Origin of the sequence: Catalinimonas alkaloidigena (assembly GCF_900100765.1) — a bacterium.
Lineage (GTDB): Bacteria > Bacteroidota > Bacteroidia > Cytophagales > Flexibacteraceae > Mooreia > Mooreia alkaloidigena.
On sequence record NZ_FNFO01000010.1, the window covers coordinates 106,633 to 131,795 of the forward strand.

Sequence of the window (25,163 nt, forward strand, 5' to 3'; positions counted from 1 at the left end):
CCGATTATATTTCGAACGCTTTCCGGCAGGCGGCGTTTTTCCGGTGCGTCCGAACTCACCCGCCGGCCGCCCACGCCGACGTACCTTAACCGGTCAGAAACCGGAATTTCAGCGTCAGGCATTTTGTAGCTTCGCCCCATCACATCTCTGTTTCACATGTTGAAGACGACAGCACTGGTAGGCAGCCTGTTTCTGGCGGTGCCCTGCCTCGGTCAACTCCACGCGGTGACGGGCACCGGCGAAGAAGTACTGCTCTACGAAGACGGCACCTGGGCCTACGTCGATGGGGAGGTCGACAGCACTGCCACCATCCCCCTGAACGCTACCCCGTTCGTAAAAGCCAAAGACGCCACCTTTCTGGTCAAAAGCGACCGGGTGGACATTCGCGTGTACATCAATCCCAAACAGTGGAGCTTCGGGAAGGCGCAAAGCAACGATGCGGCCGAGTTTCAGTTCAAACTAAAAGACGAGGATGCCTACGCCATGTTCATCTCCGAAAGGCTGGAAGTTCCGCTGGAATCGTTTAAGGAAATTGCGCTGACCAACGGCAGAAATGCTGCGCCCGACATTCGCGTGGTAAAGGAAGAGTACCGTATGGTCAATGGCAGAAAGGTGCTCTGCCTGCAAATGAAAGGGACGGTTCAGGGCATGAAGGTCATCTACTACGGGTACTATTATTCGTTTGCGGGCGGTACGGTCCAACTCATTACGTATACGGCGCAGAACATGCTCCAACGCTACGAGTCTTCAATGGAGAAACTGCTCAACGGGCTGGTTGCTTTATAGGCGAATCACCACATAAAAAAAGCCGCTTTATCCTGCGATAAAGCGGCTTTTTTTATGCGAAACGACCTCGTCAGATCATCGCGACGGTGCGGTTGTCGAGGTGCTCTTTATACGTTTTTTTGTAGTGCACCTTGCATTCCAGGGCGTGAATGACCGGTTCGGAGAAGTCAACGTCTTCCAACTGGCTGGAGACGTTCAGCCCGCCCGGCGAAAACACGTTGATTTCCATCAGCTTGTCGCCGGCAATGTCGAGCCCGACCAGGAACATCCCATCCTGAATCAGCTTGGGTCGCACCAACTCCACAATTTCGCGCATGCCGTCGTCGATCTTGGCACGCGCCACCTTCCCGCCAGCCGAAATGTTGTTGCGTACGTCGTCACTGCCGCCGCTGACGCGTTTCATGGCCGCGATTTTTCCCTTGTGCTCGATGATCTGTCCGTTCATCACGAACAGCCGTGTATCGCCTTCAGTCGCCTTCGGCAGAAACTCCTGGGCAATCACGTAACCATCGCGGCTGATGGCCTCCACAATCTGGTTCAGGTTGGTGGCGTCTTTTTTCTTGACGACAAACACCCCCTGCCCGCCGGAGCCTTGCAACGGCTTCAGGATCATGTGGCTTTTCTGTTCCTCGTAAAACTCGCGGATCTGCGCCACGTTGCGCGTAATGAGCGTGCGCGGTCGCACCTCTTCCGGAAAGTGCTGGAAGTACATTTTGTTGACCGCATCGGACAGGGAGTTGGGATCGTTCAACACGATGACACCGTTGCGCGCGGCCAACTGCCCGAAAATCACGCCTGCGATCTGCGCCCAGCCCCGGTCCGGTCCTTCGGACGAAGGGTCGTTGCGCAGCATCAGCACATCGAGGTCCGGTGCCATAATCTGCGTAATCTCCGCCGTTTTGTCGTCCTGCAACGCATTCAGGTACTCTTCCTGCGTCTTGTACTTTTCTTTCGGGGCGCGACGTGCCGTAGCGCCCATGTACCCTTGTGGATCGTAGCACAAATCGCCCACGCCGATCAGGTACACGTGGTGGCCCCGGTTGTGCATACGCTGGGCCAGAAAGACGGTGGTATAGCCCGCTTTCTCGGTTTTTATATCGTTGATGACAAATGCTATGTTCATGAATCGAGTAGATTAAAAATGGTGACACCTTTTTTGACACGGGCCAGCCGTTCCTGCGCCTGCGGATCGTCCAGGTAACGCGGGCGGAGCGGCACCCGCTGCAGTACTTTGCGGTAGAGTAATTCCTGCACAAAAGGCAGGTAATCTTCCCGGATTTTTCCGACCAGCAGCGGCTCCAGGTCGTTCCCGGCCGCCAGGTAGGCCAGCAGGTCGATGAGGCCCTTCAGGTAGACAGCGTCTTTGGTGAGGCCGCCGCCCCGGTAAACCCGCAGCGTAATCTGAAATGCGTTGAACGGTTTAAAGCCGTAGTCTACCTGAAGCATACGGTAGGTATCGGGAAAAGATGCTCCGCGCACCATTGCATCCACGGCGATGACACGCGCCGCCAGCACGCGCAGGCGCGCGACCGTCAGCCCGCCCACCAGGTATTCGCTCAGCACGGCGAGTCCTTCCTGCAGCTCTTCGTAGCCGGGTACGCCGCTGTAGAGCAGTTGCAGCGGCTGGGCGCGGCCGTTGTACCACGTCAGCACGTGCGTCCCCACTTCGTGTTGGATCAGCGCTTCGGCGCGGTGCGCGGGAATGACGTAGTTCTTACCGATGTACAACTGCCCCTCCGAGACCATCAGGCCCGTCATATCGTCGCGGACGTAGACCTGGGCATCGACGCTTTCGTGCTGCGAGCGGAAAAATTCGATCTCCCGCAGGGCTCGCTGCCGAAAGGCTTCGGCGTCCAGACGCGTGCCTTTGGTTTGGCGCGTACGCTGGGTTTCTAGGGCGACCATCAGGCCTTTGGCCATCGTGAGAAGCCGGTCGTCGACCCCACCGAAAATCTGCAGACTGCCGTAAAGGAAGTTGGGGCTATTGCGGTCGGCCAGCATGGTCAGCATCCGGTCGATCTCCTGCCGTTTGTCGCGGAACAGAAACGCCAGCGTCGGGTCTTCCACGCGCTCGATGTAGATGTTGTGTAGGCGGCGCTTCAACAGGTCGGTATCGACCGGAATCAGGCGGTAGTGCAACACCGGGTCCTTGCGGTAATGGCTTTTGCGGAAGCTCCGCCACGCCTCCTGCGTGTTGACCGGCGTCACCAGCATCAGAAATTCGTAAGCCGTGCTGATCTCCACCAATTGCCGGTCGACCTCCCACACTTCGTCGGTCAGGTTACGCGACCCCAGCGACTGGAAGTGTACCGGCTTGCGTTGGGTCTGCAAGCGGATAAAATCGAACACCGTTTTCCGCAGGGCCTGGGTCACCTGTTCTTTCAGCGTGCGGAACAGAAACGGATAAGGCAGGCCGGTTTCGGGTTGGATGAAGAACGGCCGCATCGACAGTCCCAGGTACAGGCCTTCCAGTTTTTTCAGGGTCGGCTTGTCCAGCAGCGCGGTCCGGTCGGGTGGACTGCGGTCGTCGTCAGTAGGTTGCCCGACGGTAAACGCCAGTTGCGGCAGTCGGATGTCGCGCAGGGCCTGTTCGAGCGTGGTGACGGTGGCCGGCAGTTTCTTTTGGGGGCCGTGTACCTGAAACGTATGCTCGTTGTTTTCGTCGAGCCACACTTCCAGAATCAGAAACGCCGAAAAACGATCGGCCAACGGCTTCGCGATGGTGTAAACCAGTTGACTGACTTCCGGGTCGGACATGCCGTTGGTGATGAGCCACGAAGCTTCGCTGCGAATCAGTTCACTCAGCGGATCGAGCGCGGCTTTCTCGTCGTCGTGCGGCGACGCGCCTCCCCGGTACACGTACAGGTACGGCAGGGGACGATCGATGTACAACTGACCACCGCCGGGCAACGCACGCACGCAACGCGCTCCCTCCGCAAGGCACTTCGCAATCTCCTGCAACAGCGGATCGGTAATGGCCTCCGTCATACGAGATGGTAGTCACGTGAGACCGCTTCGCGTGCCGCCAGTACGCCCGGCACCGTAGCCGCCAGCGCGGCCCGAATGGCTTCGACCTGCCCGGGGTACGCTTCGCCGGTCCACTCGTTCATGAAAAATTTCTTAAACTCGATCGACATGACGCAACTCACGCCAGGGAACGTTTTGTGAATCCACTTCATCATGTTTCCGCCGTCGAACTTCACGTTCTCGCGCACGTCGAGGTGGCGTCCGTTAAAGTCGTGCTGTGCCAGTTCGTACATAAACGTATCGACCACCGGAGCCCAGCGGTCGCGGTCCATGCCCACCGTCCCGATGTTCACTTCGGGATTCTGGTGCGGGTCGGCGGCCGGTCCGTCGGCCCCGTCGCGCAGGTGGTTGTAAGTGTGGAGGTCGTAAATCACAAAGGATCCAAACTCGTCGACCAGGCGTTGCAGTCGCTGCTGCAAGTCGTCGTAAAACTGGTCGTATTTTGCCAGCGACGCCTGCGTGGGGCCGTCGGGTAGTTCTTCGGTCCACACGTGCAGGCCCCAGGCATCTTCGGGGCGGCGGTAGATCGCCTTCTCGCGCGGGCGGTTCAGGTCTACTTCGAAACGCGACGTGTCAACCACAATCTGCAGCTCGGCCACGTCGACCCAACGTGCCGTAAACGGATCTTCTTCGCGCAGGCGTTGCGCGTCGTCGAGGTTCAAAAGGGGATGGAGTTCGGGTCGTATCGTATGCCCGTCGTGGATGGCCGTGGCCACCAACGGGCGATCAGGTCCGGTGATGGAATAAAACGGTTTCATACCTTCTATGTACGCAACGACACAGGGAGGGTTGGTAAAATCGCAGTACGCCCCACAGGCAGCGCGCACTAGCGGACCAAAGGCCGGGCGGCCGGGTGCTTTCTACGCCGTTTTTACGAAGCCTACCCATCGTTCAGGATGTATCTTGCTGTACAAATTCGCTCTTCCTTCTACATGAAATATCTAGCTTTTTGCCTCGTAGCCATTCAATTGCAAACCGGATTTGGCCAAACCACGCCTATGCGCTCCCTCGAAGAACTGGTCAACCGGGAAGATCCTGGTTGGCGATTTGTAGAAGAGTGGATCGAAGAAGCGACCAATCAGGTCGAAGTGCTGAAGAGAGACGCTAAAAAAGCCGATGCTGCCCTGTATCAGACACAGGTCACGACCCGTTCGCCCATGGGCGCAATTATTTACGAGACGGGCGGTATTCTGGTAGATCATGGGTGGATTCGAATACTAGGTTCAGGGTCCGCAAAAATGACCCGAAGCCTACCCGAATGGAACAAAGGCAAACTCGCTGGCGAGTTGGGGCAGGGCACTACGCTTCTGTTAATTGCCGACGATGCCATCGGCGGATATTTTGCGTTAAACGGCGGAGCCTTTGGCAATGACCTTGGAAAAGTTTACTACTTCTCGCCCGACAACCTGGAATGGGAACCCCTTGATGTGGGCTACTCCGAATTCGTGTATTGGGCATTTACTGGCGATCTTGAGCAGTTTTATGAAGGGCTCCGGTGGAACACGTGGAGAAAAGAGGTGAGCCTCATGGACGGCGACCAAGTTGTGCACTTCTTCCCTTATTTATGGACTGAGTACGAAGACCTGGAAAAACTGAGCCGAAAAGCGGTTCCTGTCGAAGAGATGTGGAATCTACAGATGGACTTAAAAAATCAATTATTTGGAAACTAAAAAAGCCGCCTTCCCCAGCGGAAGAGCGGCTTTCGGTTCACTTTGAATGATTGCTCTTAATCAGCAAGTTCTTTTTCGGAGTGCAACAGCCCGACCGAAATCGAGTCTTCACCCAGGAAGTGCTCGATGTGGTGCGCGCGGTCTTCGGTTTTGGCTAGAATCCCTTCCAACAGGGTTTTGGTACCGTAATCTTCACCCTCAAAGGCTTTCTTGATACTTTTCCGCAACTCCACGGCGGCCGTTTTCTCGGCTTCCATGTCGCGCTCCAGCATCTCGCGGATGTGGAAAACGCCTTCGGGTTCGTGCTCAATGTAGGCGAGCTTGATCATGTTGGTCGGGTGACACGTGGGCGTCATGCCCATAACGGTCAGCCGCTCGGCAATGCGATCGTATGCTTCGTGCACTTCTACGTAGTTGCCTTCAAAAAACAGGTGTAAGTCGCGAAACTGAGGTCCTTCCACCATCCAGTGATGTTTGTGGTACTGCTGGTACAAAATCAGGAAAGAGGACAGGTGGCGATCCAGTTCTTTCGCCATCGATACCGCAACTTCTTTCGAAAGCCCAATCGGGTTTCCTTCGTATTCTTTTTGTTTTCTGAGCTTATCCATAAATAGAGAGATCTGTCTTGATACAGTTTAGTTACTAGTTCTATAACGCATAACTCCCTGAAAGGGTTGAGAAAAACCTGCGGTTTTTGCCGCGTCGGCTCCGCTATTCTTCCTGCTTTGAACCGGCGCCGAACCAGTTCATGACGCGCTCCCAGAACGTTTTTTCTTCGGGGCGGGGGTTCTCTACTCCCAACGTGTGCTTCATGCCCGACAGTGCCGATTTCCACCAGTAATTGAACATCGACTTCTGTGGGTTGCGCTCGAAGTAAATCTGCCCCACGCGCAGGTCGTCGCCTTTCGGATTGTCGGAGCGGAGCACCAGTCGGTTGGCCAGAAACGAAATGATGTCGCGGCGGCTCTCTTCGTCTTCCAGCACTTTGTCGCCATTCAGTACGCTAATTTTCAAGTCCTGGTAGCGCCACCGCAACTCGCCCCCGGAGCGTTCGCCGTTGCCCACAATGTGGAAATCGGTGCGTAGGTTCTGCCCCTCTTTGATGCGGACAAAGACGCGGTTCACGGTCATTTCGTTCAGCGCGGTCAGGTCCATCTTCCCCAAGGTACCCCGCACTTCGAACCGATCGGTCGAGTCGCCCAACATAAACTTCAGGTGCGCATCAAGACGGCCCTGCCCCATCAGGTACGCCGAGCCGTCGAAGGTAGCCGTGGCGCCCGTGTCGAGCATCCAGGGAACGTTGGTCAGGTTGCGCAACACGCCGTTCAGCCGCTCGAACGTTACGTAGCCGGGTTTGATGCTCTCCTCCCCCAGTTCATCGTAACGGATAAACCCGTCTTTGATTTTCAGGCTATCGATTTTCACGTGGATGGGCAATTCGCGCAAGATTTCCTGCGGTAGGGGACGGATGCGTTTTTCTTCGTACAGCTTCTTGTTTTTGTACGAAAGCAACCGAATCTGGTCCAGGTCCACTTCGTTGACGTAACAGTCGTTCAAGCGAAACAGCCGCTTCAGGTCGACGCCCTTCAGGTCCACCCGCGCAACGCTCACTTCCGTACTGGCGTTGCGTTTTTCCAGCATCTTGCCCATCTCGGAGCGCTTGAACAGCGGCGTATAGTGTAGGCTATCGAGCGAGAGTCGCCCGCCGTCCGAATCGATCCCGACGCTGTCGATCGACAGTACGTACAGGCTGTCGGGGGTTTCGATCCGGAACCCTTCCGCGCGCCCCCGGAAATGCTCCGAATAGAACATGCGGTCACGGTCCAGATGCGCCGTCGAGTCGATTTTAATGTCGCGAATGCGCAACGAGAAGCGAGGCAACTCAGCCCGGTTTTCGGCATGCTGCCATTGCTCCAGCACAATAGTTCCTTCCGAAAGCCACAACTCGCCCAGTTCGATGGTGTGCAGCACCCCGTTGAAATACTGATACACGTTCAGCGGATCGCGCCGTGAGGTTTGGGCGGTGTCCTGCGCCAGCGTATCGGTCCGGGCCAGTTCGTTGCGAATCACCCGCACAAAGGGCTCGCGAATCTCAATGGCGTCCAGGGCCAGTTCGCGTTTCAGCAGGAGTCGCATCACGTCGATGTCTTCCAGGTTGAGCCCGTCGAGCTGCACTTCGAACAAATTAGGTTGCTGCAGCAACTGTTCGTGGTGCTGGCGAATGTGCGACGTATCCGGTCCGAACAAAATCGACGACGAGCGAATCGTCCCGCCCAGAAGATTGATCCGCAGGTTCTGCACGTCGAGCTGGTACAAGCTATCGGTCCATTCCGTAACGCGTTGTTCCAGCTTGCGCCCGACGATCGGGCTGACTACATAGAGTGAAAGCACCTGAACGGCTGTGAGCAGTATTCCCAAAATAACGGCTGTGCTCAACAGCCAGATCAAGACTTTTTTCATGCAGGAAGAATCACGGTGGCAGAAGGCGGCTCGCCACTACAACGGTAGCAAGTCCGCGCAGAGTAAGTATTCAGAACGGGGAGGTGCAGCGCGGCACGAATAAGGCGCGGGGCTACTCGTTGCCCGGCACAATCAATCCGGCCACCACGTGTACGACGCCATTGGTCGCCTGTACGTCGGGGGTTTCGACCGGCTCGTCGGCGACTGAGATGGTGTTCACCACTTTGCTGATCGTGATGGTGTTGCCCGCCAACGTCGTCAATTCCATACCGTTGGTCAGGCTGTCGGCCGGGTAATACCCTTCGACAATGTGGTTCGAAAGCAGCACCTGCAATTCTTTGCGGCGGGTGGTGTCTTCCAGCAAGGGCTGAAGCGTAGTAGCGGGCAGTTCCTCGAACGCGGCGTCAGACGGCGCAAAAATGGTGAGAGGCCCGGCAGCTTCCAGGGCAGCTTCGAGTTGGGCGGCCTGCACGGCGTCGTACAAAGCCCCGAGGTCGTCGTCATACTGGACCCGCTCCAGGATGGTTTGCGTAGCGCCCAGCGAGACTTCAGTATCTTCTGCCTCGGTCGAGGCGGTATCGGAGGTTTCCTGCTGAGACGTGGTTTCGCCGCCACAGGCAGCCATGAACGTAACGAACAAAAGGGCACTGGCCCCGCGGGAAAGGTTTTTCAACGTCAACATCATTAAAAAATTTAGGAATGGGAATCAGACGCAGCGTCAGTTCCCACGCTGGGGAGGCGCTGCAATGATGTGTACGTAAATGTCGGGAAGGGGTTAAACGCGAGGCGCTAGCGCGCACTGTGGGGCAGGCAGATGCCGAAGCGGCTTCCCCGGCCAGGTTCGCTTTCGACCTGCAGGGTGCCCCCCATGCGAACCACCAAGGCGTGGCATAACACCAGCCCCAGGCCGGAGCCGCGTTCGCCATCGGTCCCGTACGTTCCCTGGTGGTGACCGGCCTCGAACAGGCACGACAGGCGGTCGGCAGCAATGCCCACGCCGTTGTCGCATACCCACAGCGTCTGGGCTTCGGGCGTGTGTTCCACTTCGAGCGAAATGGCACCCCCACGCGGTGTAAACTTGATGGCGTTCTGCACCAGATTCCGCACCACGGTGGCCAGCATGCGCACGTCGGTTTCCCACACGAGGGCAGGATCGATCTTCGTGCGAAGTTCCAAGTGCTTCTGTGTTGCCGACAAGCGTTGCAGCGCGATCTGGTCGTCGGCCCACGACGCCAGCGCCACGGGCTCCCGGTAAATCCGCCAGCCCTGCTGCTGCCCTCTGGACCACTCCAGCATGTCGTTGCACAAATGGTGGGTGGCCAGGGCCGTTCGTTTCAATTCCGTGAGGAGCTCTTCCTGCTCACCCTCGACCAATTGAGGGGCGTAGTCGGACAAAAGGGTAGCCAGGGTCTGCACATTGCCCAGGCCGCTGCGTAGGTCATGTGCAAGCAGTGCATACAGTTTGTCTTTGGCTTGCTGGGTCTGGTGCAACGCAGTAGTGGCCGCACGGAAAGCTTCCGCCTGCTGGTGCCGGCGCCGGAGTGTATGTAAACTAAGGAAGGCCGTCCCCCCTACAGTCAGCCAGACGGGCAATCGCTCTGCAAATGGCACGTTGGCCAGCGCACTTTGCCAGGCAGCCGCCTCGATGGCCCCAAAACAACCCAGGGTAGCCACCAGCAAGCCGATTACCGTCAGCAGATGTTGCCACTCGAACAAAAAGCCGATGGCCAACAGGACGAGGATGCAGTAGTAGCCCGTGGTGGCCTGATAACCCAGTCCGAAATTCCCACCTACCATCACCAGCAACGCGCCTACGATCAGCAGCAGACGCGCCGAAGTCAGGCGGCCGCAGTAGCTCAGCCACGCCGTTCCTCCAATCAGGAGACCGCTCCAGGCGATGGATAGCATCAACAGCGGCGTGGTCAGGAGCCATCCCATCATCAGGCAGAAGGCGACTCCACCCAGCAAGCTTGCCGTACAGACGTGGCGGTCGGTGGTGAGGACAGAAGCGGGAGTTGTACGAAACAAACGATCTGCATTCATAAGCACTTGGTTTTGACACATTCCGTAGAAGTGGCGCACCTGCCAACTCAGCATGCACGCCGCAAAATAGTCAAAACCTCACCGAGAGCTTTCTTTACAATTTACTGATCAACAGGCTGTAATATTCTCCCACAAATCGACAAATCTCCCTAAAATCCTATAACCAATTTAACCACATGACGGAAAAGTCATATTTAGGACCAGGTTTTACCGCATTGTACTCTTCCTATTTCAGCCGGAACGACGTCCCCGCGTAAAAACTCACGGGCGCCGCCGGTTGAAAGTACCGCCCGAAGGCTGCGTTGATGTCGTTGCCCAGGCTGTAGCGTTGGTTCATCAGGTTGTCGCCTCCCACAAAAAAATGCGCTTCGTACCACCGGGCGCGGTTGTATCGCCACCCCAGCCGGGCACTCACCACCGTATAAGGATCGGCATAGTCCTGGTTAGCGTCGTCGAGCGGGATGCGCCCCACGTGCGAGAACGTAGAATTCAGATACCAGCCGCCCCGCACCCGGAAGTCCAGCGTCAGTGCAACGCCCTGTTGCGGCACGCCCGGCAAAAATTTCCCTTCGTAGTTCTGGCCTTCCTGCACGTAGGCACCGTACCGGAAATGGTGAAAGGTATAGGCAAGCGACGTGTTGAGGCCCTCAACCCACCGACCAAAGTCCTGGTACTGGTAGGTGATCAGCCCCTCGATTCCCTGCTGGCGGGTAGCGCCGGTATTGCGAAAGCGGGTGATGCCGTCGGCTCCGGTGTAACTCACCAGCGCCTCCTGCAGGTTGAGGCGGAAGGCCGTCAGCTCCAGGTACCATCCCTCCGCAGGCGAAGCTTTGACGCCGACCTCGTAGTTCAGGCCTTGCTCGGCCTGCAACGAATCGTTGAGACTCCCGCCCGGCACCAGTACTTCGGCTAGGGTCGGCGGCGAAAACCCGTGACTCACACTGCCATACACCGACAACCGCTCGTGCAGCTTTTTGAACAGGGCCACGCGCGGAGAAACCACCGGCCGGAACGAGCGATGTGTGTTGAACAGGTCGCCGTCCAGGCGATCGAACAGCCGCAGGAAACGGTAGTCGAGGCGATTATAGCTCAGCGCGGCCGTCAGCCGAAACGCCGCCGGAAGCTCCAACTCGGCCTGTCCGAAAAACAGATACGTCATGGTCGTGACTTTATCGTTATAGCGCAGGCTGTCGGGCTGTCCGCCCACGTTCTCGTACGTATCCGAAGCTTCGAAGCCGTGCTGTAATTCGCCGCCCGCCACTAACGACCAGTCGTAGCCGGGCAGCCATTCGTTTCGGTAGGTAAAGACCGACCGCCCGCCCAGTGCCTGTTCGGCGTTGATTTTGTAATTGAATATGACCGGATTTTCGAACTGGGTCAGGGTGCCGTAAACGCTCGTGGTGTTCTGCCAGTGGTCGTTCCAGCGGTACTCCTGAATCAGACCAACGCCCAGCGTTTTGTTTAACAGGGCCGCCTTGGTGTCGACACTACCAGCGCGAGCTTGCTGCGGATCGCTTTCGTACTGCTGGCGCGTGAGCCCACCCGGAATTTCGTAATAGAGGTCTGAATAGTAGACGTTGGCCGATAGCGTGCGCGCCTTGCTGACCTCAAAACGACTCCACACGTTGGCGAACGTTCGATCAAACGCATTCTGCTGCCGGTAGCCCTGGCTCTGTTGCCGTTGCACCTGCGCTTGTACCAAGCCGTTTTCGTAGCCCGACGTCACTTCCGCCCCGTAACGCCACGTGCCGTACGATCCTCCCAGTGCGTTGACGCCTACCTGCACGCCGAGCGGTGCCTGCTGGCGGCTCGACAACAACACGGTGCCCCCCGTGCCCGCCCCGTAAAGGCTGCCGGCCGGGCCTTTCAGAATTTCCATTCGGTCGAGGGCCGACAGATCCAGCAGGCTGAGGTTGGTGTTGCCGTTGGGTTCAGAAAAAGGAATGCCGTTCCAATAGAACTTGACGTTCCGAATGCCGAACGGAGAGCGCAATTGACTTCCCCGAATCGCCAGCCGGTAGCTCCCGGCCGCCCGCTCTTCCATACGAACGCCTGGCAGGGTATTGACGGCCGGCACCAATGATGCATCGGAAAAGCGACGCAGGGCGCGGGTGTTCAACACACCTACACTACCGGCTGTCTCCGGAAGCGTCCGGTTGCTTTCGTACCCCCGCACGATCACTTCGGGCAGCGACAGCGCCACCGGAACGAGCTGCAGGCGCAACAGGGTATCGGTAGCGGTCACCGCAATGCGACGCGGCTGGTAACCAACGAACGAAAGTTGCAGGGTTTGCGGCGCGGACAAGGTCAGCACAAACCGACCGTTGGTATCGGTAGTGATGCCGGTTTGCGACTCGGTTAAGACGGAAACGCCCGTCAACGGCAACCCCGACTCCGCATCGCGGACGGTCCCCCGAACCGAAAACTGAGCGTAGAGAAAAGACGGAAGGGCGCAACACGCCAGCAGTAGAACAAGACGGAGCATAGGTCGGACAAAAAAGTAAAAGTAGGACAAGCACCATAAAAAACGGGTAGAAGCTCTACCCGTTTCAAAAAGCTTTGCTGTAATTCGTAGTTAAGGCCGTTCGCCGTCGGTAAGGGGCGCGTTGGCCGGAGGTGTGTTTTCTTCCATACTGACGGGCTCGTCTTTCAACGCCTCATCGTCCTCTTCTTCCTCTTCCTTCAGGCGGTATTCCGGACGGCGGATGCCCAGCAACTTGCGTAAACTCTCGAATTGGATGGTGTTGGCCAGCGATGCCCCGATCACTTCCGGGCTGTTGGTGGCCTGGAACTGCGTACGGTTCTGGTTGGTCCGGCGGAAAAACTTCACGTTCAACAGGCCATCAGCCAGCAGTTGGTATTCCACCACAATGTCCCCGATCACGTTGGTGACGTTCTGGTTACCCCCGTTCGGAACACGATCGCTCGCGGAGTTCCCTCCCAGGTCTACGTTACTACCGACCGTCACTTTAAGGCGGTCGTCAAACAATTGCTTCGACAGATTGACGCCCACCTGGCGGTCGTCCAGGCCGGTGCCGTACGTGCCTTCGGCGTTTTGCTTCGATCCGACGTCGACCGACACCTGCACCCCACCCAGATACTCTTCGGTCAGGTTGCTTAACTGCGTCGTCAGAACCTGGCTCACCGTTTCGTCTACTTTTTCGTTCACCGACTGCGCCGTTGTGCTGCTGCTTTGGTAACCATTGTCAGGAATCACCTGATTGAGCACCACCAGTCCGAACACCTGCCGGAACAACTGATTTTCGTTCTGGTTGATTTGCGCTACCCGTTGGGTCAGGGCATCGCCCACCGCGCGCTGCGTCTCCTCAGGTAGTTCGATCTCGAACCCGATGGTGGGCGAGAGCATTTCGCCCTGGATGCGCAACAGCACGTTGACCGGCTGTTTTTGCTTCGCTGCCGCTGCCGCATTGCCGGTCACCAATCCCTGGTCGGCCAGGCCGTAGAGCACCGCTTCGGATTCGTACACGGCGGTCAGGTTTACAGTGGCATCAGTCGGTCCGCCGTTCAGTTGAATGGTACTCCCCTTGCGGATCGCAAACTCTTTGTTGATGACCCCCAACAAGTTCATGGCGTAGTATCCCTTCTCGATTTCGTAAGTCCCCGAGATGATGATGTCCCCCTGTTTGGTCATGTCCACACTCAGGATCGCTGAGCCGACCGCCTCTACTTTGTTTTCTTCGTCGATGTAGATGTTGAGTTGCGTACCGGGCGTCAGTTCCACGTCCGCATCGAGCTGGAAACCGGTCAGGGCCATGGTGTTGAGCGCCGCCTGGAGCGAGTCAGCCTCGGGTGTGGCATTCCCGGCGATTACCGTGTCCGACTGCGTATCGTGGAATACGATGTAGGAGGCGGGTTGCACGTCGCCCGACGTTCCGGCATCGAGTCGCATCGAAACGCTCGATTCGTCCAACGTCCGGAAACGCCCCTTCGCCAGCATATCGGCAACCGTTCCGGTCACCGACAAATCGACCAGGGCATAGAGCCGTCCGTAAAATGACTCCAGCCCCTCGTATTGCGTCGAATTCAGGAATTTGAACTTGTTGGTGTTGACTTTCAGATTCAGCGATGGGTTGGTCAGGTCGGCAAACCCGATGTTGCCCGCCAGCGTCAGTTTGTTGCCTTCGCTGTCGCCCATCTGGAAGTTATTCATGTTCAGGGCGTTGCCCGTAAAACGCACACGCTGGTTGCTGAACTGGTACGGAACACCGGTAGCCACCGGGTAGATAACCGTGCTGTCGCCAAACCCCAACTCGCCCACAATGTTCGGTGCCGACGGGCTGCCCGTTACTTTCAGGTCGGCCGTCAGGTTGCCTTTGATTTGCTTCAGCGAAGACGCCAGCAACGGCTGGAACTGGTCGAGCCGGAAGCGCGACATGTCGATGTCGAAATCCAAGTTGTTTTCTTCCTGCGCCACATTATAAGTTCCCGAAGCCTGCAACTGGTGCTGCGGCCCTTCCACGTTGAGCGAGGCCGTCAAAATGTCTTCCGTGTTGCTTTTAGAGGCCTGCAACTGCATCATGCCCATGTCGGTGCTGTCCAGCATCAATCCTTCGATGCCGATGTCGGCCTGCACCCGCTCCAGCGCAAACGGATCGACCACCAGGGCATTCCCGTTGATGCGCCCCGCCAATCCCAGGGCCTCCTGGTCAAGTAGCGTGGCGATGTCGCCAATGCTGATTTCCCGCAAGTCGACGTTAAGCACGTTGGTACCCGCCTCGTTGAGTTGGGTCGAGACTTCCAGGGCCTGCTCTTCGTTGCTCAAGCCAAAATCACGAATCAGGAGGTACTCCGGTGCGTAGGCGATGGTGGCGTTGTCGGTCAGAATCCATTCGTTCCCCTCCAAAAAGAGTTGCGTCTCGTTCAGGTTAACCCGGAACGTATCTTCCAGAATCGCCAGCCTTCCTTCCAGTCCCAGGCGCGAAGGCGCACTATCGCCCGCGATTTTCAGGTTGAAGTCGAAGTTATCTTCCGTCAAATCGACGTTCATGCGCACGCCTGGCACGTTCGTGGTGCCCATCACAATCTGGTTGATCCGGCTGATCAACTGAATCTGGTCATCTTGTGTCTCGGCACTCAGTTGCAACGAATCGATCTCGGTGCCGCTGAACACGATTTTCCGGGCGTTGATGTCCAGTTCCACCTGGTTGTTGACGGAAGACAAGCTGGCGTACAGACTCAACGGATTGGGTAGCTCCAGTCCCGGCACAAATGCCTGAATCAACGACGGATTGGGCCGAATGTCGACGTCGAGGGCCAAAGTTTGCGGGGTGGCCGGGGGAACGGCGTCCGGAGAACGGAAGCGTGACACGTATTGCGCGATGATCTGTTCCATCGCGGCGGGCAGCTCTTCAACCGCGAAATTACCACTCGCGGTGGCTCGCATAAAGTCGGTATTTAGCGAAATGACCCGCCCACTGTCGGCGCTGGTACTCGCCTGCACAATGAGGGAATCATTAGAAAGCCGCTGCAAATCCTTCTGCATCCGCAACTCGCGAATCGCGATCAGCGCTTCCAGGGTATTCGGATTGAGTCCCTGCACACGTACGGTGTCGAGGCGCGTGCTGAGCGCCAGGGTATCGGCATAAAGATTCAGCGCATACAGGTCGACAGTATCGATCACGCCACTCGCCACAATCAGTGTATCGCCCGTCAGCTCAGCGCGCGCCGTCAGGTTCATCCGCAGGTTGGTGTCGTTCGTTTCAATGCGCGCGTCGGCCACGTTGTTCACGAAGCTTCCGGCCAAATTCAGGTCGTGGTACGCATAGTCGTTGTATTCCACCAGATCGATGTGCACACGGCTGTCGCGCACGGCCAGCGCACTGGGGCTATTGTCTACGTTGACATCGGCCCGCATGGTCAGGCGACCCAGGCCGCTGCTGTCACCCAGAAATTGCGCCAGCGAAAGGCTTTCGGTCCGCAACGTTGCCTGGATCTGCTGCGACGTAAAATCGTCGTTCATCTTCGCCTGAAAATCAGACGAAAGATTCCCCCGGTTGGTCACGACGCGCATGTTGCCTTGCAAATCGCGCGCGTAGCCTTGTGCATCCAGGAACAGCTGCACCTCGCCCAGATTTTGCATGGCAGGCGGCAGCGTCCCCGGCGCCAAAAACGCCCGGATAAACGTCAAGTCGGTGCGCACAGGATCGACCTGCAGGTCGAATTTTGCCCGCAGCGGATCGTAATACGCCTCGGCCTCGGCAGCCAGGTTCAAAACCAGCGCGTCGTCGAGGTGAAAGTTTCCGTTTTTCAGGGAGAGGTTGCCGTCCCGGATGTCCAGGTTCCCATTCAGGTAGAGTTTCCGGTTTTGCAGGGCCTGGAACGTGTCCAGATCGGGCGCAAAGTAGAGCGCATCCTGCATGCCGAAGTAATCTTCCTGCCACTGAGCCTGCGCCACCAGCGTCTGCATCAGTTGTTCTTCGTTGCGGAAATCGGCCAGGGCAATGGTCAGGTCGTGGGTCAGGGCCGAGTTCGGCGTGCGGAATTCCTTCAGCGTCGCTTCTACGCGCGGAAATTCGCCGCGCGCAGCCAAGGCCACGTTGTTGAGCCGGAATCCGCTGTTCTTTTCCGTGAACGCAAACTGATCAAGCGAGGCCTGCACGGCCGAATCGCCCAATTCTACGTCGTTGATTTCCAGGGCCAGATTGCCCACCGCAAGGTGATTGTAGTCCAGCCCTTCGGCGACACGCGCACTGTCGGTAATGTCGTAGCTCAGGTTGGTATTGCTGATCGTAAACTTATTGAGCGTGAGGGCAAAGCCGTCCAGGAAGGTCTTCATCGTATCGTTCCGCACCGAATCGGTCGCCGGGTTTGCCTGCACCGCCACCACAATGTTGGTGTCCACGGCCGACTGTTTGAAGGCGACATTCAGTCCTTCGATCTCGATCAGGTCGATAACCGGGTGCAACACCGGCTCGTCCAGGCCTAGCGTCGACAGATCGACTTCAAAATGGTTCAGGTACGTTTGCAGATCGTTGCCCCCCGGCACATCCCGAAAATCGAAACGCACCTGGTTCAGGGCCACGCCCTCCAGGTCGAATTTCCAGGCCGACGCGGTGGTGTCTTTCACCGTTGTATCGGATGAGGCAAACGCCTCCATCACAAACTCGTAGTTGAATTTTTCCTGGCCGGGCTCGCGGTAAAGGTTCACGTACGCGCGCTCCAGTTCTACCTGGTTGACGTTGATGGTCTGTTGGCCCAGGGCAAACACGCCGATGTCGACGCCCAGGTGACCGGCGTAGAGCAAGGTATCGCGCTGCTGATCTTCCAGGTAAATATCTTCCAGCACGACGGTCTTGAAAAAGTCGATGTCGACTTTCCCGATCCGCACTTCGGTGCCGAGTTGCTTCTGTAACGTGGTGGTGACTTTGTTGACCGCGAATTGCTGCACGGCCGGAATCTGCAACGCCACCCACACCAACAGGACTAACCCGATCACAAAAAGCAGCAGGTATAGCACTGATTTTAAGGCTATTTTCCCGATCCGCCAGGCCAGGCTGTGGCGCTTCGGTTCCGGAGCCCTCTCTTCTGTATTCTCACTCATATCATTCAAGCAAAATCTTCAACGGCTCCGGTCAGGCAGGGGACTTAAAAAGCGACCACAGCGCATCAGGTATCTATACGCAGAAAAATAGATTTCGGTACACGAGAATGCCCGACGTGGGGTATTCTCTACCATATTTTCAGGGAAGATACCCATTATTTAGAAAATACCGCAGAAGGAAATACCTTTGGGCATGACCTATGAAGAAGGGAAGCAGAAGTTTGTCCAGACCTGGGGGACGTTAGGGTCGACCTGGGGAATCAACCGGACCATGGCGCAAATCCACGCCCTCCTGCTCATTTCGCCGCGCCCGCTCTGCGGCGACGAAATTATGGAGGAACTACAAATTTCGCGGGGCAACGCCAACATGAACATCCGGGCGCTGGTCGACTGGGGGCTGGTCAGAAAAGAGATCATTGCCGGAGATCGCCGCGACTTTTACTCGGCCGAAAAAGATACCTACCGTGTAATGTTACAGATCATGAAAGAGCGGCGGCGGCGCGAACTGGCACCGGTGGTCGGCGCCCTGGACGAACTGCGGGCCGCGCCGCTTGAGCGCTCGGCCGGCGAGTCGGAAGCTGAGGCCGAAGAGTTTACCAAGATGGTCCACGCCCTGTCGGACTTCACCCAAAAAGCCGACCAGATGCTGGAGATGATGATCCGTCGGGACGAGCACTGGTTCTACGGCAAGCTGATGAAAATGCTGATCAAGTAGGGAGTTGTGCGTTGCATGGCAGAGGGCAAATCAGCATTGCCCAACCGTCAGCACACTTCCGGCCTAAAGCCATCTCATAAGTCCGCTCATTTTCCTTTTTCATGCATTCGCCACTTCACAACATCACACCTCCACCCATGGACGAAGCACAATTCTGGGAGATCATTGAAGAAAGCCGTACGGACACGAAAAGCGCCGAGGAGCACGGCCGCGCACTGGCCCGTACCCTGCGCGACCTGGACGACGACGAACTGGAAGCGTTCGAGGAGATTTTCTGGGACGTACGCGCCCGCGCCGACCAACCCGATCTGATCCGCCTCGTGCAAACCCTCACGGACGTGAAAGACGAGGAAACGATCATGGATTTTAAAGACTGGCTGGTGTCGCTCGGCCGGGAACGCTTTTACGACATCGTGCAGCAGCCCGATTTGTTGCTGGAATTTCAGAATACGCTCGTGGCGTGGGACATTCCCAGCGGCCTCATTTTTTCGGCGATCTACCAGGCGCAAGAGGGGATCAGCGACGAAGAAGAGTAAGCCGCGGGCGCTTCTGTGAACAGTTTCCTGCCTGCGTTGTTACCCTAGCGAGGCCGCAGCGTCGCCCGGTGTCTTGTCCGAGCGAACGGCCGGCGGGCTCCTTTTGAAAACGTTTTTCCCATGCATGCTGACGACGAACCAGAATTCTTCGAGATCGATCCTGATAAAATGGCCGAAAATCCCGGCCTGTTGCCCTACGCCCACACGGTAGGCAGTGCGGTCATACGTCCTGAAGACAAAGGCAAACTGAAAGGACGCGCCGTGGCGGCCATGCACCAGCAAACCGACCGGCAACTGCGCCAGCTCTACGAACAGATGCAGACGCTGGCGCTCCAGGCCAAGGCGCTCAAACAGCGCGTCGAGGTTTCAGAACGCATTTACGTGTCGGACATGAGCTTTGAGCCGGTGATCGGCAACACGTACTATTTTTACGAGCGAAAAAACGGCACCGACGTGCTGTCGATGGTCGCGCCGCACGAGTGGGGCCGGAGTTTCCCGTTCCGCCGTTTTGTGGCCGAAGCCACCCTCCTGGCCGACCACACCTGGGAAGTCCGTTTCGAGGAAGAATCGCCCGACGCCTGATTCCTAACCTTTCTTCATCGCGAGCGACGAGAGCGATTCTCTTGGCTTCAGAGTGCGCGTCCCGGACTCCCAAAAAATAGACGTACTATTTCTCCTTTACCGCGTGTAGCAAAAGGGGTACGTCTAAAAGCAAATGCCTGAGAAACGTAGCGTTCAGGCAGGCACCAAAGCGCCACACAAGTGCCTCCGTCCGCTGAACTTGTCCGCCTACAGACCCTACCCTTCAACCTTTTTATATTTTTTTCCACCCTTCAGGCAACGCCCGGCCGTTTCGTTGCATTTCTACTATTAGAACCCTGATGCGGAGCCTTGACCGACGAATCCCTCATTGCCCAGTGCCGGAACGGCAACCCGAAAGCACAACGTAAGCTCTACGACCGCTTCGCGACGCCCATGTTCCGGCTGTGTTTCCGCTACCTGAAAAGCGAAGTGGAGGCGGAGGATGCGCTGCTGGCCGGGTTCGAAAAGGTATTTCGCTACCTGGATCGGTTCGAACACCGGGGACCGCACAGCCTCGAAAACTGGGTCCGACGGATCATGGTCAACGAAGCCCTGATGGCCCTGCGCCGCCAAACCAACTTTCCCGAACTGCTGGAGTCCGAAAGCGAAGCGCTGCTGATTGCGGTGCCTGCCACGTCGACGCTGGAGGCGGAAGAGTTGTACAACTTGGTGCGGCAACTGCCCGTGGGCTACCGGACGGTCTTCAACCTGTACGTGCTGGAAGGCTACAGCCACGCAGAAATCGCTACGCTGCTGGGCATTCAGGAAGGCACCTCGAAATCGCAACTTAGCAAAGCGAAAGCCCTGCTGCGACAACTTTTACAAAAACACGGCATTACCCATGCACTCTGACGAACTAGAACGGTTTTTTCGGGACCGGCTCCGCCAGCTCGACGCGACACCGCCGCCGCAAGCTACCTGGACTCCCGACCGCACGTGGGCACGGCTGGCTGCCGCGGCTCCGCCCCGCCCTGCCCGACGGTGGTATCGTTGGGCCGCCGCGGTGTTCCTGCTGTTGCTGACCTTGACGGGCGTGAGCACCGTCTACGTCCGGCAGCAGCGTCAGATTGCGGCACTGAAGCAAGCGCTGGAAACAGCCCAACGCCAGGCCACGGCCCCTGCCTCACCCCCACAGCAAGCGACCGTCCGCACCATGCCACAAGAACAAGAAAAGAACACCGCGGCCACGCCAGTTTCGCCTGCGCCGCCAGCCGCTGCGCCGCGCCTGGCACACGAAAGCACCCGGCAACGCTCTCAGTCGGCTACGGTCCCCACGGGAACGACACCAATCGCCGTACCTGCCCCGGGGGTGCTACCGGTTCCCGTCGATACAGCGTCCCGACTAGCTGCAACAACGCCATCAGAACAATCAGATGTTTCGCCGCTACCCACGACGGCGAAGCCGCCATTGCCCCAAACGCCGAAGGAGTATCCTACACAGGTCACCGTTCGGTACGAAAACACTAAAGAACCCATCGCTACGCTGGTGCTGTCGGCCCCAGACGCGAAACCGAAAAAGCGAGGACTCCGGCTACACGTAGGCCGACGTTCTTCACCCGAACCTGAACCATCCGGCAACGCCTCGTACGTGGCACGCCTCAACCGTTAAAAACTCACTATTTCTTCTTATGAACACCTTGTATGCACGGCTGTTCGGCGCCTGGGCCGGAAGCTGCCTGACCCTACTCTGCCTTGCCGGAACGGCAACGGCTCAAACGTATCCGGATACCATTCTCATCCACCTGCCCGACCGCGCGCAGCTCCAACTGGCCGTTCCCAATGCGGGGAAACTCGACGCCATCGAAAGCCTTAACGCACTGTTGCAACGCCTTGAGCAAGACCTCGCGCCCGTACAAGATTCGCTGGTCGATCCCCACCGCGTGACGGTGGTCCGCTATGTGCACGGGACAGAGGGTCGCCAGCTCACGGTGCAGAACACGACCGAGGCGGGGTATGAAGTGCGGTACGATGCCCGCGGTACACTGGCGGCACAGCAACGCCAGGCCGACACGGTGTATTTTCCGGTCGGCGGGGCCGGTCCTGCGCGCCTCACGCTGCCGTCTGTCACCCGACTGGCCGACGTGATCGCGGCCGATCCGGATGCCCGGCTTCGCGAAGTGGTGGCCAAAGCGCATCCACGCTTTCAGCAAACCGTTACGTACAACCCCGACGCGGCCGAACCGGTGCAGACCCACTTCAAGCATACGGACCAACTGGAGATTACGGGCGGTGCCGGGGTGGGCGTCGTACGCGACAAGCTGGTGCCCGACCTGGCGCTCAACTTTGCCTTCCGGTTTTCGAAAAAGGCGCAGCCCAGTGCCCACTATTTCGCCGTAAGCCCGTCGCTACACTACTTCTTTGCCCGGCAACCCGAAGGGAACTACAAGATGGATGTCAACACGTTTGTGTCGGTGGCGTACGCCCGGCGCTTCCCGCAGTCCATCGTGGGGTTAGGGGCGGGCTACCTGGTGCGGAACAAAGGCGATTATTTCGGTGATAACACCATCAAGCTTTTCGGCTGGCTGGGCGGCGTGGAAAAGAATTACCGGGTCTACCCGGAATTGATCATCACCGACAATTTCAAAACCGTTTTTCCGGGCATTCGCTTCGGCATCGGCATCCATCCTTAAGCGCTATCCTTCGAAGCCGAAATCGTGTAGCCATTCCCACGGGCCGTTGCGGTAGGCCCACAGGCACACGCCCGTCCCCTGCGCCTGGAACGGAGCGAAATCCTGAGCCAGTTGCTGCTGCAACGCACGGGCTTCGGCGGGCGTCACTTTGTTCTGCACGGTGATGTGCGGCCACAGTTTCTGCCGATCCTGCGGTGTCAGCCACGCCTGCCAGTGGTGCGCCAATTGCTCCCGCCACGCCACCAGAGCCTTGTTTTTCACCACGTAGGCCACGCCTTTGCCGATCATTTTTACTTCGGTGACCGGCAACGTAAGAGGGGGTTGCGCACGACACACCTGCGCCAGATGGTCGGCAATACACGGCGCTTCGGTGCCGGGCAGGTGATGGAACAGCGACAGGTGCGCTTCCAGAAAGTTGCGTTCGGCCGGAAAATGTGCTTGTCGGAGCCGGTTAAAAAATTGAAAGGACGGTTTGTCGAGGGCCAACGTTAGGACCAGCGGAGCATCAACGGGAGTCATGCTTACGAAACAAGTCGACCTCGCCATTGTTTTCGGAAGGGGCCATCGGATCACCGCGCTGCCCCTTACTTTTGCGCCTCACCGCTGCCGCCCGCTCGGCAGCCTACCCAACACGCTATGCCCTTACTCCAGCATCTTTTTCCCTTTTTCGGCCGGGAGCCGCGCCCCGAAGAAGTGGCTTTCTCGCCGCAATACAACGGAAAGCGGTTTGTGAACCCCGTACCGACTTCCTCGCTGCAACCGGTCCAGATTCCCAACGTCATCAAGCGGCAACTGCAAAACGGGGCCGTAAAATCGCCCAACGCCGATTACCTGTTTGGCGAAACCGGACAAGAACGTCTGCAGGACGGCGCGGCCTTTCACGTCAACTGGCTAGGCCACGCGTCGGTGCTGATTCATCGGCAGGGCAAGTATTACCTGACCGATCCGGTGCTTTCCGAGCGCGCGTCTCCGTTTCGCTGGCTCGGCCCCAAACGGTTCTTTCCGTCGCCGATTCATCCGGAACGGTTGCCCGACCTGGAAATGGTCATTCTCTCGCACGATCATTACGATCACTTCGACTACCCGACCTTGTCTCGCCTTCATCCCCGGGTGAAGCGTTTTGTAGTGCCGCTGGGGGTGGGGGCTTCGCTGCGCGCCTGGGGAGTGCCGCACGAAAAGATCGCCGAACTGGACTGGTGGGATACGTTTCAGACCGAAGGTCTTACCCTGACCGCTGCGCCGGCGCGCCATTTTTCGGGACGGCTTTTTTCGCGCGATAACACGCTGTGGTGCTCGTGGTCACTCGACTTCGGCGACTGCCGACTCTACTACGGGGGCGACTCCGGCATCTTCCCCGGCTTTCAGGAAATCGGGGAGCGGTGCGGACCGTTCGAATGGGCGCTTATCCCGATTGGAGCTTACGACGAAGCCTGGCACGACATTCACCTGGACCCCGAAGAAGGATACGAGGCGTTTCAGATGGTACGCGCCCGGCAGATGATCCCGATTCACTGGGGAACGTTTCAGTTGGCGATGCACAGTTGGTACGAGCCGATCGAACGGTTGGAAGCGATTGCTCCCACCGAGGTGCTACTGACGCCCGCGCCAGGCGAATGGATCTCTCCGCAGTACGGTCCTGCACGGCCCGACTGGTGGAGGCGCTTCTTGCCCCGCTAACCTATCCCATCAAAAAGGCCCCGCTCTTCGAAAGAACGGGGCCTTTTTAGTTCGAGCCTTACGGCTTGGGTTTATTTCTTCGGGCGGCGGAACCAACGCTTCTTTTTACTCTTGGCGGCGCCGTTGTCTCCGGAAGCGGTCTGCATCACTGCCGATTGCTTCGGAGCGGCTGGTTTGGACTCGCGCGACGGCCGTTGCGGACGACGCCCACGCCCCGAGCGCGCCGAGGGCTGCGGTTGTTCTACTTCGACGGGCACCTCGTTACCCAGCGGGTAAGGATGATCGTCGATGACCGGAATGCTCTGCCCGATCAGCCGTTTGATGTCGCGCAGGTACGGTTTCTCTTCATGATCACAGAATGAAAAAGCGATGCCGCTGGCCCCGGCCCGACCCGTACGACCGATGCGGTGCACGTAGGTTTCGGGAACGTTGGGCAGCTCAAAGTTGATGACGTGCGACAGATCGTCGACGTCGATGCCGCGCGCTGCGATATCGGTCGCCACCAACACACGTGTCTGCCGGGATTTAAAGTTGCTCAACGCCCGTTGCCGCGCGTTCTGCGACTTGTTGCCGTGAATGGCTTCGGCAGTAATGCCAGCTTTTTTCAAATCTTTGGCGACGCGATCGGCCCCGTGCTTGGTGCGGGTAAACACCAGCGCCGTTTCGATGTCGTCGTCCTGTAAGACATGCGTCAGCAGCTTGCGCTTTTCCTGCTTGGATACGAAGTATACCGCCTGTTGGACCGTCTCGGCCGTCGACGAAACGGGTGTTACCGACACGCGGGCCGGGTCGCGCAGAATCGTGCCCGCCAGTTTGGCAACGTCGGGAGGCATCGTAGCCGAGAAGAACAACGACTGCCGTTTTTGTGGCAGCTTGGTGATGACCCGCTTCACGTCGTGGATAAAGCCCATGTCGAGCATGCGGTCGGCTTCGTCGAGCACGAAAATCTGCAACTGTTGCAGGTCAACAAACCCCTGGTTGATCAGGTCGAGTAAACGCCCCGGTGTAGCAATCAGCACGTCGGCTCCGGAACGCAACGCCTGTACCTGGCTGTGTTGGGAAACACCACCGAAAATGACGGTGTGCCGCACGGAGGTATGCCGGCCGTACGCTTCGAAGCTTTCGCCAATCTGAATTGCCAGTTCACGGGTAGGCGTCAGGATCAACGACTTGATGGTCCTGCGGCCTTTCTTGGGCGTAGGCTGGCTAGCCAGCAGTTGCAGGATCGGGATGGCGAAAGCAGCGGTTTTACCGGTGCCGGTCTGCGCCGTCCCCAACAGGTCTTTGTGTTCCAGTACGTGCGGAATGGCCTGGGCCTGAATCGGCGTGGGCGCCGAGTACCCCTCGGTAGTGAGCGCCTGTAGGATGGGCTCGATGAGCCCTAATGATGCGAATGACATAAAAACTCAGGAAAGGATGCGCGCCACAGCGGCTCCCGGTCATCCGATCGACATAAGGTTAATGTGAAAAAAGGCC

The 25,163-nt window shown here is 57.9% G+C and carries 20 protein-coding genes; 9 read left to right on the forward strand and 11 right to left on the reverse strand.

Annotated features, from left to right (window positions below; all coding sequences use genetic code 11):
• Positions 1-156 precede the first annotated feature (156 nt).
• On the forward strand, positions 157-786 hold the full coding sequence (locus tag BLR44_RS21825) for a hypothetical protein (protein ID WP_089686138.1): 630 nt from the start codon (positions 157-159) through the stop codon (positions 784-786).
• Between the two features lie 70 nt (positions 787-856).
• On the opposite strand, the gene BLR44_RS21830 is transcribed toward BLR44_RS21825, so the two are convergent.
• From BLR44_RS21830 to BLR44_RS21840, 3 genes are read right to left on the reverse strand one after another with little or no spacing between them, the layout of a single operon-like run.
• Positions 857-1,909, reverse strand: a complete 1,053-nt coding sequence (locus BLR44_RS21830) for a glutathione synthetase (protein ID WP_089686140.1) — start codon at positions 1,907-1,909, stop codon at positions 857-859.
• Positions 1,906-3,774: a peptidase MATCAP family protein gene (locus tag BLR44_RS21835; protein ID WP_089686142.1), complete on the reverse strand. Its 1,869-nt coding sequence runs from the start codon at positions 3,772-3,774 to the stop codon at positions 1,906-1,908. Before BLR44_RS21835 ends, BLR44_RS21830 begins: the two co-directional genes overlap by 4 nt.
• Positions 3,771-4,571 carry an N-formylglutamate amidohydrolase gene (locus tag BLR44_RS21840; protein ID WP_089686144.1) on the reverse strand — a complete coding sequence of 267 codons (801 nt, stop codon included), beginning with the start codon at positions 4,569-4,571 and terminating at the stop codon, positions 3,771-3,773. Before BLR44_RS21840 ends, BLR44_RS21835 begins: the two co-directional genes overlap by 4 nt.
• 174 nt (positions 4,572-4,745) lie before the next feature.
• On the opposite strand from BLR44_RS21840, the gene BLR44_RS21845 reads away from it, so the two are divergent.
• Entirely contained in the window at positions 4,746-5,483 is a 738-nt protein-coding gene (locus BLR44_RS21845) for a DUF2625 domain-containing protein (protein WP_218127146.1), read from the forward strand.
• Positions 5,484-5,539: 56 nt separating this feature from the next.
• Here BLR44_RS21845 and BLR44_RS21850 read toward each other — a convergent pair whose 3' ends face one another.
• The 6 genes from BLR44_RS21850 to BLR44_RS21875 form a co-directional block, all read right to left on the reverse strand.
• Complete coding sequence (locus BLR44_RS21850) at positions 5,540-6,091, reverse strand: Dps family protein (protein ID WP_089686146.1); 552 nt, start codon at positions 6,089-6,091, stop codon at positions 5,540-5,542.
• Positions 6,092-6,194: 103 nt separating this feature from the next.
• On the reverse strand, positions 6,195-7,943 hold the full coding sequence (locus tag BLR44_RS21855) for an AsmA family protein (RefSeq protein ID WP_143017412.1): 1,749 nt from the start codon (positions 7,941-7,943) through the stop codon (positions 6,195-6,197).
• 112 nt (positions 7,944-8,055) lie between these two features.
• Positions 8,056-8,625: a fasciclin domain-containing protein gene (locus tag BLR44_RS21860; RefSeq protein ID WP_218127147.1), complete on the reverse strand. Its 570-nt coding sequence runs from the start codon at positions 8,623-8,625 to the stop codon at positions 8,056-8,058.
• Positions 8,626-8,732: 107 nt separating this feature from the next.
• Positions 8,733-9,986, reverse strand: a complete 1,254-nt coding sequence (locus BLR44_RS21865) for a sensor histidine kinase (protein ID WP_176956158.1) — start codon at positions 9,984-9,986, stop codon at positions 8,733-8,735.
• 226 nt (positions 9,987-10,212) lie between these two features.
• Positions 10,213-12,471 carry a TonB-dependent receptor gene (locus BLR44_RS21870; protein ID WP_143017413.1) on the reverse strand — a complete coding sequence of 753 codons (2,259 nt, stop codon included), beginning with the start codon at positions 12,469-12,471 and terminating at the stop codon, positions 10,213-10,215.
• A 90-nt stretch (positions 12,472-12,561) separates the two neighbouring features.
• Positions 12,562-17,547, reverse strand: a complete 4,986-nt coding sequence (locus tag BLR44_RS21875) for a translocation/assembly module TamB domain-containing protein (RefSeq protein WP_089686155.1) — start codon at positions 17,545-17,547, stop codon at positions 12,562-12,564.
• Between the two features lie 193 nt (positions 17,548-17,740).
• Here BLR44_RS21875 and BLR44_RS21880 point away from each other — a divergent pair, with 193 nt between their 5' ends.
• The 6 genes from BLR44_RS21880 to BLR44_RS21905 all read left to right on the forward strand — a co-directional run bounded on the left by BLR44_RS21880 (position 17,741) and on the right by BLR44_RS21905 (position 22,010).
• Positions 17,741-18,262 (forward strand): GbsR/MarR family transcriptional regulator, encoded by a 522-nt coding sequence (locus tag BLR44_RS21880; protein ID WP_089686157.1) that lies wholly within the window; start codon positions 17,741-17,743, stop codon positions 18,260-18,262.
• A 137-nt stretch (positions 18,263-18,399) separates the two neighbouring features.
• Positions 18,400-18,798, forward strand: a complete 399-nt coding sequence (locus tag BLR44_RS21885) for a DUF4240 domain-containing protein (RefSeq protein WP_218127148.1) — start codon at positions 18,400-18,402, stop codon at positions 18,796-18,798.
• 120 nt (positions 18,799-18,918) lie between these two features.
• A complete protein-coding gene (locus tag BLR44_RS21890) occupies positions 18,919-19,380 on the forward strand; it encodes a DUF2452 domain-containing protein (RefSeq protein ID WP_089686161.1) in 462 nt (153 codons plus the stop codon).
• Between the two features lie 309 nt (positions 19,381-19,689).
• Entirely contained in the window at positions 19,690-20,232 is a 543-nt protein-coding gene (locus BLR44_RS21895) for an RNA polymerase sigma factor (RefSeq protein WP_089686163.1), read from the forward strand.
• A complete protein-coding gene (locus BLR44_RS21900) occupies positions 20,222-20,989 on the forward strand; it encodes a hypothetical protein (RefSeq protein WP_089686165.1) in 768 nt (255 codons plus the stop codon). The genes BLR44_RS21895 and BLR44_RS21900 overlap by 11 nt, the downstream gene beginning before the upstream one ends.
• Before the next feature lie 19 nt (positions 20,990-21,008).
• Positions 21,009-22,010, forward strand: a complete 1,002-nt coding sequence (locus BLR44_RS21905) for a hypothetical protein (RefSeq protein ID WP_089686166.1) — start codon at positions 21,009-21,011, stop codon at positions 22,008-22,010.
• 3 nt (positions 22,011-22,013) lie between these two features.
• Here the strand turns inward: BLR44_RS21905 and BLR44_RS21910 are convergent, their stop codons facing one another.
• Entirely contained in the window at positions 22,014-22,529 is a 516-nt protein-coding gene (locus BLR44_RS21910) for a 2'-5' RNA ligase family protein (protein WP_089686168.1), read from the reverse strand.
• A 117-nt stretch (positions 22,530-22,646) separates the two neighbouring features.
• On the opposite strand from BLR44_RS21910, the gene BLR44_RS21915 reads away from it, so the two are divergent.
• Positions 22,647-23,687 carry an MBL fold metallo-hydrolase gene (locus tag BLR44_RS21915; protein ID WP_089686170.1) on the forward strand — a complete coding sequence of 347 codons (1,041 nt, stop codon included), beginning with the start codon at positions 22,647-22,649 and terminating at the stop codon, positions 23,685-23,687.
• A 71-nt stretch (positions 23,688-23,758) separates the two neighbouring features.
• On the opposite strand, the gene BLR44_RS21920 is transcribed toward BLR44_RS21915, so the two are convergent.
• Positions 23,759-25,087 (reverse strand): DEAD/DEAH box helicase, encoded by a 1,329-nt coding sequence (locus BLR44_RS21920; RefSeq protein WP_089686172.1) that lies wholly within the window; start codon positions 25,085-25,087, stop codon positions 23,759-23,761.
• Positions 25,088-25,163: the final 76 nt, after the last annotated feature.

What these genes read in the sequence shown, in the direction of transcription:
- BLR44_RS21920 (WP_089686172.1), bottom strand. Translation starts at nt 25,087, where the DNA reads ATGTCATTCGCATCATTAGGGCTCATCGAGCCCATCCTACAGGCGCTC.
- BLR44_RS21830 (WP_089686140.1), bottom strand. Translation starts at nt 1,909, where the DNA reads ATGAACATAGCATTTGTCATCAACGATATAAAAACCGAGAAAGCGGGC.
- BLR44_RS21870 (WP_143017413.1), bottom strand. Translation starts at nt 12,471, where the DNA reads ATGCTCCGTCTTGTTCTACTGCTGGCGTGTTGCGCCCTTCCGTCTTTT.
- BLR44_RS21855 (WP_143017412.1), bottom strand. Translation starts at nt 7,943, where the DNA reads ATGAAAAAAGTCTTGATCTGGCTGTTGAGCACAGCCGTTATTTTGGGA.
- BLR44_RS21905 (WP_089686166.1), top strand. Translation starts at nt 21,009, where the DNA reads ATGAACACCTTGTATGCACGGCTGTTCGGCGCCTGGGCCGGAAGCTGC.
- BLR44_RS21845 (WP_218127146.1), top strand. Translation starts at nt 4,746, where the DNA reads ATGAAATATCTAGCTTTTTGCCTCGTAGCCATTCAATTGCAAACCGGA.
- BLR44_RS21900 (WP_089686165.1), top strand. Translation starts at nt 20,222, where the DNA reads ATGCACTCTGACGAACTAGAACGGTTTTTTCGGGACCGGCTCCGCCAG.
- BLR44_RS21875 (WP_089686155.1), bottom strand. Translation starts at nt 17,547, where the DNA reads ATGAGTGAGAATACAGAAGAGAGGGCTCCGGAACCGAAGCGCCACAGC.
- BLR44_RS21885 (WP_218127148.1), top strand. Translation starts at nt 18,400, where the DNA reads ATGGACGAAGCACAATTCTGGGAGATCATTGAAGAAAGCCGTACGGAC.
- BLR44_RS21850 (WP_089686146.1), bottom strand. Translation starts at nt 6,091, where the DNA reads ATGGATAAGCTCAGAAAACAAAAAGAATACGAAGGAAACCCGATTGGG.
- BLR44_RS21910 (WP_089686168.1), bottom strand. Translation starts at nt 22,529, where the DNA reads ATGACTCCCGTTGATGCTCCGCTGGTCCTAACGTTGGCCCTCGACAAA.
- BLR44_RS21835 (WP_089686142.1), bottom strand. Translation starts at nt 3,774, where the DNA reads ATGACGGAGGCCATTACCGATCCGCTGTTGCAGGAGATTGCGAAGTGC.
- BLR44_RS21840 (WP_089686144.1), bottom strand. Translation starts at nt 4,571, where the DNA reads ATGAAACCGTTTTATTCCATCACCGGACCTGATCGCCCGTTGGTGGCC.
- BLR44_RS21825 (WP_089686138.1), top strand. Translation starts at nt 157, where the DNA reads ATGTTGAAGACGACAGCACTGGTAGGCAGCCTGTTTCTGGCGGTGCCC.
- BLR44_RS21860 (WP_218127147.1), bottom strand. Translation starts at nt 8,625, where the DNA reads ATGTTGACGTTGAAAAACCTTTCCCGCGGGGCCAGTGCCCTTTTGTTC.
- BLR44_RS21915 (WP_089686170.1), top strand. Translation starts at nt 22,647, where the DNA reads ATGCCCTTACTCCAGCATCTTTTTCCCTTTTTCGGCCGGGAGCCGCGC.
- BLR44_RS21880 (WP_089686157.1), top strand. Translation starts at nt 17,741, where the DNA reads ATGACCTATGAAGAAGGGAAGCAGAAGTTTGTCCAGACCTGGGGGACG.
- BLR44_RS21865 (WP_176956158.1), bottom strand. Translation starts at nt 9,986, where the DNA reads ATGAATGCAGATCGTTTGTTTCGTACAACTCCCGCTTCTGTCCTCACC.
- BLR44_RS21890 (WP_089686161.1), top strand. Translation starts at nt 18,919, where the DNA reads ATGCATGCTGACGACGAACCAGAATTCTTCGAGATCGATCCTGATAAA.